Here is a 17,028-nt window from a genome sequence, read left to right on the forward strand (position 1 = left end):
AGAATATTTTTAACTCTTAGTTATATAAGGGAGTGAAATTTATGGAAAAGAGAAAAATAGCATTTTTTGATGTGGATAAGACTTTAATAGAGGGAGATTCCATGTTCCTACTATTAAAATATACTCTTGGTAAATACCCTAAAGCGAAAGGGAGGTTACCAAAGCTTTTTATAGATCTTTGTTGCCATAAGGTAGGATTAATGAATACAAAAAAAGCCAAAGAAAGTATGTTTTATACAATAAACCATTTAAATGATAAAGATTTAATTGATTTTTATCATAATGTTATAAAAATTAGAATGTTTCAAGATGCCCTTAAGGAAATAAAAAGATTAAAGGCAGAAGGATATATGACTATGCTTATATCAGCATCACCAGAATGTTATTTGAAATGTTTTGAGGAAGAAGATTTTGTGGATGTTGTTATAGGAACAAGGCTAAAGGCTAAAGATAATTTTTACACTAATGTCATTGAAGGGGAAAACTGCAAAGGCGTTGAAAAGGTAGAAAGAATAAAAAAATATTTATCTGAAAATGGCATAGAGATAGATAAAGAGAATTCTGTTGCTTATTCAGATTCTTTATCAGACAAGCCTATGTTTGATTTAGCAAAAAAGGCTTATCTAATCAACTATAAGAAAAATCATGAAGACTATGAAATTTTAAGATGGAAATAGGAGATTAGTTTTGAATAGTAATAGTTTAATAAAAGGTATAGGATTAGTAGTGGTATCAGCTTTATGTACTTCTTTTGGACAATTATTTTGGAAAATTGGAGTAGATAAGGGACTTTGGTTATTAATATTAGGTTTTATTTTATATGGATGTGGAGCATTATCATTAATAGTGGCATTTAAATTTGGTAAATTATCAATATTACATCCTATAATGTGTATAGGATATATCTTTGCTCTTATAAATGGATACTTTTTCTTAGGAGAAGTAATCTCAGTGAAGCAACTAATAGGAATAGGTATAATAATTCTAGGTGTTATATTTATAGCAAGGGGGGAAGATAATGAGTAGTGTATATTGGTTATTTCCATTCATGACCTTTTTTGGAGCACTAGGGGCATTCTTCTTCAAAAAAGGTACAGAGACGTTAGATGGAATACTTTCATTATTCATCAATTGGAGAATTTATCTTGGAGGAATATTCTATGTAACAGCAGCAGTTTTAAATATAATTGCTCTTAAGTTTTTACCATATAATATAGTATTGCCATTAACAGCTTTAACTTATATTTGGACAATAATAATAGCTAGAGTAACTTTAGGAGAAAAAATAACACCAAAGAAAATCATAGGAGTTATTTTAATAATAGTAGGTTCAGCTTTTATAGCAATGAAATAAAGAAACAACTTCTTCTTGTTTTATATTATTACAAGAAGAAGTTGTTTTATTTTAAATAAGAAGATTAAACAAATTTATTTTTATACTAGAGTAAAAGAGAAAAATTAGTTGTTTAATATTAAAAAGACTAATAAATTCGTTGTCTACCTATCTCTGTGCCTTTTTCATTCATACGTTGAACTATTTCGATAGATTCTATGGCTGATATATCTTCAGGAGCTTCTGATGCAGATAACATAAATTTATAGCTTTGGCCTGGTTCTATATTTTTACCTTCCCATGAGCCTTTTATATCAACAACAACATAACCATTTTCATAAGTTACTTGTCCAGCCATATGATCTCCAGCAGTAAGTTTTTGATTAGTTTTTATATATAATTTTGGAGTTTTAATTGTTTCTCCTGAACGTTCAACTTCTTTTAAAACCTCATCAGATTCTTCTAATTTTTCGTTATTTTTAATAGTTATTTCATATCCTCCGCCTGTGCCCCATTCTTGTTTTACTGGCTTTATTTCAACATCAACATCTAATTCAGAATATACAATTTCATTAGCTGGTAATTTACTTTCTCCAAATAATCCTTTTTTAGTTGCATTAGTAAGTTCATCTCTTTTAGCTGAATTTGAATTACTTTCAGCATCTTGTGAAGCCATCCATCCAATAACTCCACCAAGACCTTTTTGATTAACATAGTTAGTTTTTTCTTTTATAGATTCTACATTATCATAGGTAAAGAATACACCAGTAGTTTCATCATATAAGTAAGGTGCTTTAGCGTAATCATCCCAATATTCTTTTATATTTGGATATAATTCTTTAAGCTTATCTAAGCTTCTATATGACCATACACCACCACGACGACCGCCTTCTCCAACTTTAAGTGCAGCTTCATTAACAGCACCTCTAGTAGGTGTTTGATCTGCATCTTTAGCAGAAATTTCTGCTTCTCCAAATAATCCAGGGTATTTATTATCAGTACCAGAAGAAACTTTGTCCCAACCTCTGGTGTAGTAAGCAGCACCAATTACTATTTTATCAGCTTTTGCTCCTTTACTTATTAAGTAATTTACACTTTCATCTACAGATAGACCATTATCTTTAGTAGGGTCATTAGGATTTGTATATAATCCAGTTTGATGTCCACTAACTTCATCCCATGCTCCTCTCATGTCATAGGTCATTATATTAGCAAAGTCAACAACATTAAATAATTTTTCAATATCTATTCCAGAATCAAGTTTAGATTTAGGAGCAGGTAAGGCAACTGATAATTCATATTCTTTACCTAACTCTTTTCCTTTTTTATCAAGAGCGCTTCTGAAATCTTCTAATAGTTTTATATAATTTTCTTTATCTTCAGGTTTAGCGTTAGGAGTTCCTTCGTCATTTTGATTATCTACTTTATCTGGGTCTCTTTTTTCAGCAGGATATTCCCAATCTAAATCAACAAAATCCATATTAGTATATTCTATAAACTTCAAAACGTTTTCGACAAGTTTAGCACGTTTTGTTGAATCAGCAGCAACTTCAGAAAAATCACCAGATTTAGACCAACCACCAATAGAAATTCCAATTTTTAAGTTTGGATTTTTAGCTCTTAATTCTTGAAAAGCTGATAATATACCTGCATTTGGACCACCCCATTGAACTCCTTCTTCTCCGACTGGAGCACCTATAGCAGCATCTTTATCAGTAAACTTTAAATTTCCATTAGCATCAAAATCTAAAAAGGCAAAATTTAAATGAGTTAATTGGTCAGCTGGTATATCTTTAGGATAAAAATTTCCTTGCCCACCCCAGATAGACCAATCTCCATAATACATAACATTACGCTTACCTTGTGTTATACTTTGTTCTGCTGCATTAACTTTAGTATTTTGAGTAAAAGTATATACTGAAGTACCTAAAAGTATAGTAGCTAAAGTAAAAGTAGCAATTGTCCTATTTCTTAATTTTTTTAAAGCTCTTTTTGCCATAGTTATACCCCCTAGAAATAAAATATTTAATAAAGTGTCTATAGTTAATATATTCTATATATACCTTAAATTTCCTTTTATAAATTTGAATTATACAACAAAAAATTTTATATTATAGTATTTCATACTAAAAATTATAAATTAATAGGTTTGATCTCGTTGGAATATCGTGATCAAACCGTAGTTATTTAATTTTTAATTTTTTACTTCATAAGGGATTGTTTATTTAGAAATAGTTCTTTTTTGTACTTTAATAATTATTTTGACTAGAGAATAGTTTACCCATTTCTTTTAAAGCTATAGGTGCATCATTTTTATCCATGGAAACTTCTATTAATGAAAGTTTTGATGAATTTTTTCTAGAAGTTGATAAAGCTTTGTTTAATTCTTCAACTGTAGAAGCTTTAAATTTAAGACTCTCTCTATGAAGGGTTACATCAAATACATCTAATAGTTGAGTGTAATTCCACATATTTATATCATTGTACTTTCTTTTTGGTCCATGTATATATCTTTCAACTGTATAACCATCATTGTTAATAACTATTATAATAGGATTTAAGTCTTCTCTAAGCATAGTTGATAATTCTTGAGCTGTAAGCTGTAATGAACCATCACCAATAAGTAAAATGTTTCTTCTATTTTGGTCAGCTAAACATGTACCTAATAAAGAACCAAAAGTATAACCTATAGAACCCCAAAGAGGTTGGCCTACAAAAGTTACATTTTCAGGTAACTTTATTGCTTCAGATCCAAAGAATGAAGTTCCTTGTTCAGCAATAAGAACATCTTTAGGAATAAGATTTTTTTCTATAACATTAAAGAAGTTACTTTGAGTAAGCTTTCCTGATAAATCAGTGCTTTTTATATCTTTATCATCATGTTTTATGTTTCCATTAAATTTTATATTATTAGCTAATTCTTTTAAAACATCTTCCATTAGAATATCATTGTAGATTTTTTTACCTATTTTACTGTAAAGGGGATGAATTTCAATAGTTGATATTGAACAATCCTTGTGTATATAATTGAAACCAGCAGTGATGGAATCAGTTAGTTTAACACCAATTAACAATATACAATCAGAATTTTTTATAACAGAAGTTACAGTGTCATCACTTAAGATACCATTGTACATTCCAATAAAGTTTTTATGATTTTCATTGAAAACACCTTTTCCCATAGATAGTGAAGCAATAGGTAAATTTGACTTTTCTATAAAATCTTGAAGTTCCTTATTTAGCTTATACCTATTAACTTCATAGTCAGCAAGTACAGTTTGTGATTTTGATTTTTCTAATTCTTTTTTTACATCATCTATAAATTTATTTAATATTTTCTTATCACTTTCTGGTTTATAATCTATTGAAGCTGATACTTCTATTTCTATATTAGGTACATCTACAGGAATACCAATATATACTGGTTTCTTTTGTAGATAACATTCTCTTAAAACTCTATCAATTTCTTCTTTGGCATTTTGTTTATTTAGTATAGTTTGAGCAACTGTTATTTCCTTGTACATATTATAAAACTTAAGAAATTCTCCATCACCTAGAGTGTGATGAACTAATTTTTTGTTTTCAGAAACATTTCTAGATGGCATACCAACTATTTTTACAACTGGTACACTTTCGGCATAAGAACCAGCAATACCATTTATTGCACTTAATTCACCAACTCCAAAAGTAGTCACTAATGCACTCATTGGTCTTATTCTTCCGTAGCCATCAACTGCATAGGCAGCATTGAGTTCATTACAATTTCCTATCCATTGAAGATCTTTATCATCTTCAATAAAATCAAGAAATCCAAGATTGTAATCTCCTGGAACTCCAAAAATGTGTTCTATATCATAGGCTTTAAGCCTATCTAGAAGATATTGTCCTATAGTTGTTTTCATATTAAGACCTTCTTTCATCATAAGTTTTTAAGAAATAATATACTTTTATTGTAACCTAAAAAAATTTTTAAAACATTGATAAAAGTCAATTTTTTAAAATGAATTATTATCTTTTAAAGAAAATTTATATTGGTGTAAAATAAGAAGAGTTTTATTTTAATAAAGATAGGAAGGTTTTTTACTTATGAGAAATTTTTTAGAATTTAGAAGAACATTTACAGAAGAAATTTTGAAATACGCAGATAAAAAGTTAAATATAAAGAAAGGTACTTATTTAGGAAAAGATTATTTAAAGAATGAAAAAATATTAATTTTAAAAAAAGGATTAATAAGATATAGTCATATGATGGAAGGTGGTAAAGAAATTTTATTTGGATGTTATAGAGAATATGTTTCTTTTATAATTGGAGAATTATTTAGTAAAAATATGAATTATGAATTTTTAGATGATATGTTTATTATAGAAGTATCGGAGGATTCAGAAATTTACTTTATATCTGAAAAAACAGTAAAAGAAAAAATATTAAAAAATAAAGATCTCTCAGAAAAATTAGTTGAATATTATGTTTCTTTTTATCAAAAGCAATTTTTCCAAATGAGAGATATTCAATTCTTGAACATAGAAGATGCAATTTTGTCATTAGCAGTAAGGATATATAATACTTATGGAGATACTATTAATGAGAAAAATGGTCTTATGCATAAAATATTAAATAAAAATATTGCGAAATGTATAGGGTGCTCTGAAGAAACAGTATGTAGAGCCATTGTAAGATTAAAAAAACAAGGAATGATATCTAGAGAAAATGGAGTAATTGTAATAAAAGATATTGATATTGTTAAGAAAAGACTTGGATGTAAATTTTGTAAAGAAAGTATTTGTTATTTTTAATTAAAACAAAAATATTGTAAGCATTAAGATTTTATATGATAATACATGAAATAATTTAGTAAACTTTTAGATATTGATTTTTAATAATAAAAGTGTAATATTAGAAATAATAGACATAGATGTAATTAGTGTCTATAATAAGGAAGATATGATTAAGTTTATTACATGAAATTGAGATTTTTTCAAAGTAAAAATCAAAGAGTGAAATGGAGATAAAATTATGAAAAACAAAAGATTAGTAGCTATAATAGCAGTAGCATTAACTGGTGCTATGGGTACTTTACCTTCTATTGATAATACTGGTAGTAAGATTGAAAATGTAAGATTACTAGATGGTGGATCAATAAGTACAACAGTAAATAATAATGGTGGAAATAATAATACAACAGTTAACAATACAGTAAATAATGGAGCTAATTCAAGTAGTACTGAAAATAGTAATACAGGAAGCAACAATAATACAGGAGATAATAACAAGGTAAATCAAACAAAAACTCCTGCTAGTTCACAACCAGGATACAAGCCAGGGCAAATTATTGTAACTTTAGGGGCAAACTTAACTTATCCTCAAAGAGAACAAATGTTAAAGGACTTTGGTGTAACAACTAATGAAAAGGGAGTTAAATTTGTTAGTACAACTAACTATGATATAGCTGTGGAACTTGGATTATCAACTACACATATAAGTCCAACTTCACAATCAATAAGTTCAACTAAGGTAACATTACTTCCAGCAGGTAGTGGTATATCAGTATCAACAAATAATTTAACTCAAGTTACAGGAGATATGCTTGCTAGTGCTTTAGTTACTTGTGGAATAACAGATGCTAGTATAGTTGCAAATGCACCTTATCCAGTAACAGGACAAGCTGCTTTAGCAGGGATACTTCAAGGATTCCAAGATGTAACAGGAACTACTATACCAGAAGCTAATAAAAAGGTAGCTAATGATGAGGTTAATGTAACAACTAGTTTAGGTCAATCTATTGGTCAACAAAAAGCAGAACAAGTTGTAACTCAAGCTAAAAAGGATGTTGTAGACCAAAAACCTCAAAACCTTACTCAAGTTATAAACATAGTAAATAACGTAACTAACAATAATGGAGTTACTTTAAGTGAAGCGCAAAAACAAGAATTAACTAACCTAATGGTTCAAATAAAGGATTTAAATTTAAATGCAAATAAGGTTAATAGTACATTAAATGCTATACAAAATTCTATAAATAATGGAAAGAAAGATTTCAGTAACGTAAGTAAAGCTATTTCAGATGAGTATAATAAACTTAAAAATGAAGGATTCTTCACTAAAATAGGAAATTGGTTTAAAGATGTATGGCATGATATATGTTCATTATTTGATGGTGGTAATAAAAATAATAATGAAAATAGTACAAATAACTCAAATAGCAATAGCACTAATAACAGTGGAAATAATAGTGCAAGTACTAATGGAACAACAGGAAATACAAACACTGAAAATACATCAAATAATGAAAGTACTACAGCTAATGGAACAAGTAACCAAGGAAGTAGCCAAGGAACAGAAGCCAACCAAGACAATAACTCACAAGGTACAACAGAAGGTTCAACTACTTCAAAAGGAAATAATACTCAAAGTCAAGAAAATAAAAATAATCAAAGTACAGGAAATGAAAATAAAAATGGTGTAAATACAACAGTAGGACCTAATGGAACAGTAACTACAACAACAGGAGGGTCAACTACAACAGTAAACCCTAATGGACAAGTTACTAATACAGTTAATTAATCAATTAAGATTAATTTATAAAATATAGAGGTATAATTCAGACCTCTATATTTTTTTACAATAAACTAAAATTTAATGAGGATATAAACATACATCCTTAGATAATGTTAATTAAAATTTAGCTAGAGTCAAAATTCTATTTGAATTAAATCTTAATTTATCAATTAGAAAAAATTTAAAAAATAATCAATAGGAAAAAATAGTAAGAGGTGATATAATATCTACTTAGATTAAATAGAATATAAAGTTAAGGGGGACAAATTCTTGGAAAGAATAGAAAACAATAAGTTGTCTTATATGCTTATTACAATATCCTTTTTATTTTTAAGTTTCATAGGAAGCATATTTATAGGTAGCTGTATTTTATTTATTTTCAAAATTCCTATAACCAAATTGAATTTTATAGTATTTCCTATAATAACTATGGTTATATCTAAATTTATTTTAGATAAGGATAATGAAAATTTAGGATGGAAGTTTTTTATTATAATATTGGTAAGCTTTTTTGCTTTAGTAGGTATTTTAGCATTAGTAAATAATTTCATATGGGATACAAGTTATGATTCTTTAAGTTATCATCAAGATACTGTAATAAAACTTTATGAGGGATGGAATCCATTCTATCAATATAGAGAAAATATTAATATATGGGTTATGCATTATACAAAGGCAGCAGCAATTTTTGCAGCAGCTCTTTATAAGTTAACAGGTAGAATAGAAAGTGCAAAAATTCTTACAACATTAATGCCTATAATACTTTTTATGTTAAGTTATGGTGTGTTTAATTTAATAACAAAAAATAAAAGAAAACTATCATGTTTTGCAGCGATAATGTTAGCTTGCAACCCAGTGATATTAAGTCAAATATTTAGTTATTATGTAGATTCTTTACTAGGAATATATATAATAATTCTAATAATAAATCTTTTTCTAATATTCTTCTATAGAGATTTATTTTTCTTTAAATATTTTACTTTAATTAATGTGGCTGTATTTTTAATAAACATAAAGTTTACAGGTCTTGCTTATGCAATGGTAATATTATTTGGTTTCCTAGTAATGAATTTTATATATAATAAGAAAAGCTATAATATAAAGCTAATAGGCTTTTTATTAAGTGGATTTATATTTTCAGTAATTATAATAGGATTTAACCCATATGTAACCAATACTATTACAAATGGACATCCTTTATATCCTTTAGCAGGAAAAAATAAGGTTGATATAATGACAAGTAATACGCCAGAGGATTTTAGATATGATAACTCCTTTGTACAAGCAACTAAAGCACTTATAGGATTGCCATCATTAGCTAATCCGAAGGGGGAAGCTCCAAAGAATATATTAGAAGCCTTTAAAATAGACCAATATGTTTTATATTACTATTCAGTGACAGACCCTAGAGTAAGAGGATTTGGAGTGTATTCTCTTATATTTTTACCTATATCTTTTATAGGTTTATTATATTTGTTAATGAGATGTAATAATAAAAAATTAGTAGTAAGTTCAGTAATAACACTAGGAGCAGTTGCTTTTGCAATGGTTTATGGTGGAGATTTTTGGTGGGCTAGATATGTTCCATACCTCTGGGCAATACCAATTTTAGTTGCATTTTTCTTTTCTGCCGATAATAATAAAAATTTAAGAAGAGTAGGAAAGGGATTATTTATTTTAATGGTAATAAACTGTTTCTTAATTGGGGTTATGTCAGTAGGAGGAAAGGTATATCGTTCAAATGATTTAAAGAAATATATATTTAGTGAAAACCTAAAAATAAAAGCTAATGTATTTGGAAATTCTTTTATAAATAAAGCAAAGGAATATAAAATAAATTATGAGATAATTGAATAATTCAGAGAAGAGGGGATGTATCAAATTATAGATATATCCTCTCTACCTTTTATCTAGCTATATAGCTGTCTCGGCAGATGAAAAAATATATTTATAAGTAATATAAATTAAGGTGTTAATTTGATAAAGCCTTTTTTTAGATAGTATTTATAGTAAATAGTTATAGGTTAAGAATTTTGAGGTTAAAGAGAGTGAGAATTATTATCTACAATACAATAATTATATAAATAGAAATTGATTACAATGATGATTTAAAGAAAGTAGAAGTGAATATCTTTTTAAATATGGAATTCACATTAAAGTCAAAAAAGTTTAACAGAAAATTAAAATATATAAAATATTAATTATTAAAAGGATAAAAGAGAGGATTTGAAATTTTTCGTAATAATAGTTAATATTTATAATTAGAGTTAGTTTGTTATATTAATTCAAAAAATAATATAGTCTTAAGAAATTTTATCTGAATTAAGTCTTAACTTATGAAAGTTTGAAGCTATTATTAATGGAGAGTAATTAATGAAAAAGATAATGATTGGAATTGGGGTATTAATTATAATTTCAGTTTTAGGAATATCTATTTATAGCTTAAAAGAAAATATTCTAATTAATGGTAGGATAAAAACAATAGAAACTAATATTAGTAAAAATCAATTAAAAAAAGCTCAAAGTAATTTAAGTAAGTTAGAAAATAGCAATTATAGGATAAATAAAGAAGAACAACAACAGGAATTAAAATTAAAGGTAGAAATACAAAATTTGAGTTATAATAATTTACAACCATTTTTAAGCAATAATAAATTAGAGGGAATAATAAACAATAAATATGAAGTAACAATGGTATTAGATAAATGTAAAAAGATTGATGGAAATATTATAGCTACTGAATATTATAATAATTATCCAAAGGAAATTCTTGATTTAAAAATAATAAGTGATGATAAAAATAAGTGTACTATAGAAGAATCTTATAATGGTGACCCTATAGGTATTTATAAATTATCATTTAATAATGAAAAAGCTACAGGGACTTATGAGTATTTTCCAACAGGAAAGGCAGTACCAGTTACTATGGAATTTAAAAAATAGGCTTAAAAAAATTAAATTAAAGGAGTATCTCTAAAAGAAAAATATTTTATATAGAGGTACTCTTATTTTTATAAATTTAATAAACTGAAGCTTAATTGGGATAGAGGTTGGATTCTAGCTAAATTTTAGTCAAAATTATCTATTTAATAAAAAATAGAGATTTGACTTGACTTGGAGTTTACTCCAAGTAATATACTAGGAGATAAGAAACTTAATTTCTTTAAACCTTTAAAAATTTCCAATTATTTAGAATAGCTAATAAATATTTAATTTTATTAGTTATTAAGCAAATAAAAGAAAAATATAAGTTTTTAAATATAAATTTAGGAGGATTCAGTATGGAATTAAAAATATTAAATAAAGTTAATAGTCCTAAAGATTTAAAAAGTCTTAATAGGGATGAATTAAAAGTATTAGCAGATGAAGTTAGAAATATTATTATAGATAAAGTAAGTAAAGTGGGAGGACATTTTGGGCCTAATTTAGGTATGGTAGAAGCCACTATAGCTTTACACTATGTATTTAATTCACCAATAGATAAAATGGTTTGGGATGTTTCTCACCAATCATATCCACATAAAATTTTAACAGGAAGAAAAAATGCTTTCATTAATCCTGATGAATACAATAGTATTACAGGTTATACTTCACAAGATGAAAGTGAACATGACTTCTTCAAAATTGGACATACATCAACTTCTGTAAGTTTAGCTTGTGGACTTGCTAAAGCTCGTGATACAAAAGGAGCTAAAGAAAATATTATAGCAATAATAGGAGATGGATCTTTAAGTGGAGGAGAAGCTTACGAAGGTTTAAACAATGCTTCTGCATCAGGTAAAAATATAATTATAGTAGTAAATGATAATGATATGTCTATATCTGAAAACTACGGTGGTCTTTATAAAAATTTAGCATTGCTTCGTGAAACTAATGGTAAAGCAGAAGATAACTTCTTTAAATCATTAGGATTTGAATATCACTTCGTTAAAGAAGGAAACAATGTTGATGCATTAATTGAAACTTTTGCAAAGGTTAAAGATATAGATCATCCTGTAGTAGTTCATATACACACAATTAAAGGTAATGGATATAAAAAAGCTGAAGAAAATAAAGAAAGCTTCCACTATGTAGCTCCATTTAACGTAGAAACTGGAGAATCTTTAGTTAAACCTAGCGGAAATGAAACTTATGCAAGCATATTAGGTAACCTTTTATGTGAAAAAGCAAAAGACGATAAAAGTATTGTAGCTATATCAGCTGCTACAGCACCTTTTGTTGGTTTAGGGGCATTTAGAAATAAATTTAAAGACCAATTTATAGATGTTGGTATAGCTGAAGAACATGCAATAGCACTAGCTTCAGGAATAGCATCACAAGGGGCTAAACCTGTAGTAGGAATAGCAAGTACATTTATACAAAGAACATATGACCAATTATCTCAAGACCTTGCTATGAATAATAACCCAGCTTTAGTTATGGTTCACAATGCAGGTATAGGTGATAATCGTGATGTAACACACTTAGGAATATTTGATATTCCATTAATATCTAACATTCCAAACATAGTATATGTAGCTCCTACTAGCAAGGAAGAATATATTGCTATGGTTGAATGGGGATTAGAGCAAGATAAACATCCAGTAGCAATACGTGTTCCAGCTCATGCTGTAATTTCAACTAATAAAGCTGTTAAAGCTGACTTTAAGCTAAATACTTATGAAAAAGTAATAGATGGAAGTGAAGTTGCTATAATAGGACTTGGAGCTTTCTTTAGTCTTGGAGAAAAAGTACAAGAAAAATTAAAAGAAGCAACAGGAATAAATGCTACATTAATAAATCCTAGATTTATCAGTGGAATAGACAAAGACATGTTAACTGAATTATTAGATAATCATAAATTAGTTATAACATTAGAAGATGGAATTCTTGATGGAGGCTTTGGCGAAAAAATATCAAGATTCTATGGAGATAAAAATATGAAAACATTAAACTTTGGTGCAACTAAAGAATTCACAGATAGAGTACCAATGGCTGAATTAAATGAACGTTATCATTTAACAGAAGATTTAATCATAGAAGACATAAAAAAAGCTCTTAAATAGAATGTTGATTGAAATAAAGTAGTGTAGAAATTGAAGAAAAATAGTTTTTAGGTCAGAAACTAGGCTTTAATTAGATAAAAATGAACTATATCTTTATGGTATGGTTCATTTACTTTTTTGATTTATTTTCCTTGCTTTGGAGTTAACTCAAAGGTATATAATATGTTTAAGTTAATAAATTTCCAAGGAGGATAAAATGAATATTACTGAAGTTAGTAAAAAGTATAATATTACCCCAGATACATTGCGTTATTATGAGCGAATTGGCTTAATTCCTCCAGTGACTAGGAATAAGAGTGGATATAGGGATTATACAGAATATGATTGTAACTGGGTTTATTTTGCTAAAGTTATGCGTAATGCAGGAGTTTCTGTAGAAGCAATGGTTGAATATGTATCCTTATTTATGCAAGGTGGAAACACTAAAGAAGTAAGAAAACAAATATTAGTTGATCAATATGAACAACTTGAGAAAAAGGTTGAGGAAATGCAAGAAACCCTTAGGTATCTAAAACATAAAATTGATAGGTATGAAGATCATATACTTACATATGAAAAAAAATTAACACCAAAAGAATAAAATAGGATAGCTTTATAGATTTAGGAGGAGTTTTATGACAATTAAAGAGGTAAGTGAAAAATATGGACTTTCAGCTGATACACTTCGTTATTATGAACGTGTAGGCTTAATACCAAGAGTAAATCGTAATAAAAGTGGAATTAGAGATTATACAGAAGGAGATTGTAATTGGGTTCAATTTGCTAAGTGTATGAGAAGTGCTGGACTTCCTATAGAAGCAATAATAGAATATGTTGCTTTATATCAAAAGGGAGAAGAAACTGTTGAAGCAAGAAGAGAATTATTAATTGAGCAACGTAATATATTAATGGAAAAGTTTGAAGAAATAAAAAGTACAATAGAACGATTAGATAGAAAAATAGATAATTATAAAAAAATATCACTAGATAAAAAGAAATGTTAGAGTTTCTATGTAAATAAGCTGTGATAATTGATGGTAAGTTACATAGTTGGTTAAAAAGTAAGAGGATGTGTCAAATTACGTATACATCCTCTCTGTCTTTTATCTAGTTATATAAGTTCACAAAGTAATATAAATTAAGTTTTATTTTATAACAAGTTTTTTTCCGAAAAAGGTAGTTTTAAGTTCTATAGTTGCATCTGAAAAAAGTTTAGCAAATCTAGGTTCAACTAATATTTTAATTCCTTTATCTTCAAAAACAACATCATCTTCTTTTTGTTCATCCAGAACAAATTCCCAGTCAATGCCACTTCAGCAGCCTTTTTTTCCAAGGATTCTAATGGATTTACTTTGAGAATTTTTAAGAAGTTCATTGATATAATCTATTGTGTTTTCATGGATTTTTATCATAGTAATCAATCCTTTCTTTAGAATAATAAATAAAATGTCTTTTACATTATTTTACCACGAATTAACTCAGATAAACTTTCAAGAAGTTGAGATTTAATATATTATTAAATTTATAGTGTATTAGATTTTAATAAGTGTTATTATTAAAAAATTGTATTGATTTTTCCTTGTTAAATTAACCTAAACAATAGATTTAAGGGGATAATTAGGATATAATTAATTTGTGCAATAATAAAAGGTGGTGAAAATTATGCCTACAAAAAGTAGAAAATCTGTAGCCTATAAGGAAAAAATGAGAAGACGTAGAATAACAACTATGTCATGGCTTAATATTATAGGGGTAAGTATTTTATCATTAATTATATTATTTATAGGTAAATGCTTCCTAAGTTTTTAGAAGAATTAAAAAGTAACTGAAAGCTTTTTGTTTGGTAAGTAATTATATGATTTTATTATAGGGCTAGTTTTCTATGAAAGCTTGCTTTATTTTTATCCTTTAAAAGTATTTATAAATTAAAGTGAAGTTAAGTTTATTTCATTAATAAATAATGTGTAAAAATTTCCTTTTAATATAATAAAATTAAGTTTTAAAAGATATTAAAATCATATATAATAAGATTCTGAATATAAGAAATAGAATTTAATATTAGTAACTTATTTAGTTACTAATTATATATAAAAGTATACATAAATGGAGGATGTTGAATGAGCGTTTTACATGTACAAAACATGAGTCATGGTTTTGGAGATAGAGCTATTTTTGAAGATGTGTCTTTTAGATTATTAAAAGGTGAACATGTTGGATTAATAGGGGCCAATGGTGAAGGTAAATCAACTTTTATGAACATAATAACAGGAAAGTTAATGCCTGATGAAGGTAAAATAACTTGGAGTAATAAGGTAAGAGTTGGTTATATGGATCAACATGCTGAACTTGTTAAAGGACAAACTATAAGAGATGTATTAAGAAGTGCATTTAAATATCTTTTCGATATGGAAGAGGAAATGAATGAGCTTTATGGAAGAATGGGAGAAATGTCAGAGGATGAAATGAATAAAGCTTTAGAAAGAACAGCTGTTATTCAAGATACCCTAGATAATAATGGATTCTATGTAATTGACCCTAAGGTTGAAGAAGTTGCAGGAGGACTTGGGCTTAAAGATGTTGGTCTTGAAAAAGATGTAACAGATTTAAGTGGTGGACAAAGAACTAAAGTACTTTTAGCAAAACTTCTTTTAGAAACACCAGACATACTTCTTCTAGATGAGCCTACAAACTATCTTGATGAAGAACATATAGAATGGTTAAAGAGATTCCTTCAAAATTATGATAATGCATTTATATTAATATCTCATGATATTCCATTCTTAAATAGTGTAATTAACTTAATTTATCATGTTGAAAATAGAGAATTAACTAGATATGTTGGTGATTACGATAACTTCATGAGAATATATGAAGCTAATAAAAAACAATTAGAAGCAGCTTATGAAAGACAACAAGCTGAAATAGCTAAACTTGAAGATTTCGTTGCTAGAAATAAAGCTAGGGTTGCAACAACTGGAATGGCAAAATCAAGACAAAAGAAACTTGATAAAATGGAAAGAATTGAACTTGCAGGAGAAAAACCAAAACCAGAGTTCAACTTTAGATATGGAAGAACATCAGGAAAAATGATATTCGAAACTAAGGATTTAGTAATAGGATATAATGAACCATTAACAAAACCTCTAAACTTAACAATGGAAAGAGGTCAAAAAATAGCTCTAGTTGGTTCTAATGGACTTGGAAAAACTACATTACTAAAAAGCTTAATGGGAATAATCAAGCCATTAAGTGGAGAAGTAGAACTAGGAGACTATCAACAAATAGGATACTTCGAGCAAGAAATAAAAGACGAAAACTATAGAACATGTATAGATGAAATATGGGAAGAGTTCCCTTCATATACACAGTATGAAGTAAGATCAGCACTAGCTAAATGTGGATTAATGACAAAACATATAGAAAGTGCAGTACAAGTCCTAAGTGGAGGAGAACAAGCAAAGGTTAGACTATGTAAACTAATAAATAGAGATACTAACATACTAATCCTAGACGAGCCTACAAACCACTTAGACGTAGAAGCAAAAGATGAATTAAAAAGAGCTTTAAAAGAATATAAAGGAACAATACTTTTAGTATGCCACGAACCTGAATTCTATAAAGATGTAGTTACAGATATATGGAATTGTGAAGAGTGGACATTAAAAATAATATAATGACAACTTAATTTGACAGTTAATAGGAACAGCTTAAACACTAATGTTTAAGCTGTTTTGTTTAATAAGTGGCAAATTAGATTATATTTTGTTTTAATAGTGTATTAGTGAGCTAAGAAGACTAAGTTCATAACTTTAAGCATATAAATATAGCCTGTAATTATAGGTGTAACGTCAGGAAAATGCGAATTTACAACGTTAAGAGCATTTTCCTAGCTGTGTGCCCGGCATGGGCAATAACTTGACGGTGAAAGTCCGTTGTGGGCTTGGTAGTGGGAACCACTAGCTAATGACAAGGGTGTCCATCGTGAGGTGGAATCTGAAGGAAGTCGGAGGCAAAGTCTTGGTCTGAGGAATACAAACTACATATAAGGCTTGCTAAGGTTGGACGAGTTTGCGGCACAAAACAAAGTCCTACACTACCCGAAACCTTAGAAGTAA

At 27.8% G+C, this 17,028-nt stretch carries 14 protein-coding genes; 12 read left to right on the forward strand and 2 right to left on the reverse strand.

All coding sequences use genetic code 11. The features are described 5' to 3' along the window. Positions 1-41: 41 nt before the first annotated feature. Genes ARA19_RS01225 through ARA19_RS01235 form a run of 3 tightly spaced genes read left to right on the forward strand, consistent with a single transcriptional unit; the run spans position 42 to position 1,354 of the window. Positions 42-677 (forward strand): HAD family hydrolase, encoded by a 636-nt coding sequence (locus tag ARA19_RS01225; protein WP_055069138.1) that lies wholly within the window; start codon positions 42-44, stop codon positions 675-677. 10 nt (positions 678-687) lie between these two features. Then, entirely contained in the window at positions 688-1,026 is a 339-nt protein-coding gene (locus ARA19_RS01230) for an EamA family transporter (protein WP_055069139.1), read from the forward strand. Beyond that, positions 1,019-1,354: an EamA family transporter gene (locus ARA19_RS01235; protein WP_055069140.1), complete on the forward strand. Its 336-nt coding sequence runs from the start codon at positions 1,019-1,021 to the stop codon at positions 1,352-1,354. The genes ARA19_RS01230 and ARA19_RS01235 overlap by 8 nt, the downstream gene beginning before the upstream one ends. A gap of 127 nt (positions 1,355-1,481) precedes the next feature. Here ARA19_RS01235 and ARA19_RS01240 read toward each other — a convergent pair whose 3' ends face one another. Both ARA19_RS01240 and ARA19_RS01245 read right to left on the reverse strand, forming a co-directional pair. Continuing rightward, complete coding sequence (locus ARA19_RS01240; protein WP_055069141.1) at positions 1,482-3,332, reverse strand: glycoside hydrolase family 18 protein; 1,851 nt, start codon at positions 3,330-3,332, stop codon at positions 1,482-1,484. Between the two features lie 250 nt (positions 3,333-3,582). Further along, complete coding sequence (locus tag ARA19_RS01245; protein WP_055069142.1) at positions 3,583-5,235, reverse strand: alpha-keto acid decarboxylase family protein; 1,653 nt, start codon at positions 5,233-5,235, stop codon at positions 3,583-3,585. Between the two features lie 184 nt (positions 5,236-5,419). On the opposite strand from ARA19_RS01245, the gene ARA19_RS01250 reads away from it, so the two are divergent. The 9 genes from ARA19_RS01250 (at position 5,420) to ARA19_RS01285 (ending at position 16,587) form a co-directional block, all read left to right on the forward strand. After that, positions 5,420-6,127 (forward strand): Crp/Fnr family transcriptional regulator, encoded by a 708-nt coding sequence (locus tag ARA19_RS01250; RefSeq protein ID WP_055069143.1) that lies wholly within the window; start codon positions 5,420-5,422, stop codon positions 6,125-6,127. 220 nt (positions 6,128-6,347) lie between these two features. Continuing rightward, entirely contained in the window at positions 6,348-7,895 is a 1,548-nt protein-coding gene (locus tag ARA19_RS01255) for a DUF1002 domain-containing protein (RefSeq protein WP_055069144.1), read from the forward strand. A gap of 264 nt (positions 7,896-8,159) precedes the next feature. After that, positions 8,160-9,746, forward strand: coding sequence for a hypothetical protein (locus ARA19_RS01260; protein WP_055069145.1), 1,587 nt, complete (start codon positions 8,160-8,162; stop codon positions 9,744-9,746). 516 nt (positions 9,747-10,262) lie between these two features. After that, on the forward strand, positions 10,263-10,832 hold the full coding sequence (locus ARA19_RS01265) for a hypothetical protein (protein ID WP_055069146.1): 570 nt from the start codon (positions 10,263-10,265) through the stop codon (positions 10,830-10,832). Between the two features lie 338 nt (positions 10,833-11,170). Then, positions 11,171-12,934 carry a 1-deoxy-D-xylulose-5-phosphate synthase gene (locus tag ARA19_RS01270; RefSeq protein ID WP_055069147.1) on the forward strand — a complete coding sequence of 588 codons (1,764 nt, stop codon included), beginning with the start codon at positions 11,171-11,173 and terminating at the stop codon, positions 12,932-12,934. A gap of 196 nt (positions 12,935-13,130) precedes the next feature. Then, complete coding sequence (locus tag ARA19_RS01275; RefSeq protein ID WP_055069148.1) at positions 13,131-13,514, forward strand: MerR family transcriptional regulator; 384 nt, start codon at positions 13,131-13,133, stop codon at positions 13,512-13,514. Positions 13,515-13,548: 34 nt separating this feature from the next. Beyond that, the gene (locus tag ARA19_RS01280; RefSeq protein ID WP_055069149.1) at positions 13,549-13,917 is read left to right on the forward strand and encodes a MerR family transcriptional regulator; all 369 of its coding nucleotides are present in this window, start codon (positions 13,549-13,551) and stop codon (positions 13,915-13,917) included. A gap of 658 nt (positions 13,918-14,575) precedes the next feature. Beyond that, positions 14,576-14,722, forward strand: a complete 147-nt coding sequence (locus tag ARA19_RS17335) for a hypothetical protein (protein WP_157452207.1) — start codon at positions 14,576-14,578, stop codon at positions 14,720-14,722. A gap of 308 nt (positions 14,723-15,030) precedes the next feature. Beyond that, complete coding sequence (locus ARA19_RS01285; protein ID WP_055069150.1) at positions 15,031-16,587, forward strand: ABC-F family ATP-binding cassette domain-containing protein; 1,557 nt, start codon at positions 15,031-15,033, stop codon at positions 16,585-16,587. The last annotated feature ends 441 nt before the right edge of the window (positions 16,588-17,028 follow it).

Source organism: Clostridium massiliamazoniense (assembly GCF_001403635.1).
Classification (GTDB): Bacteria; Bacillota; Clostridia; order Clostridiales; family Clostridiaceae; genus Sarcina; species Sarcina massiliamazoniense.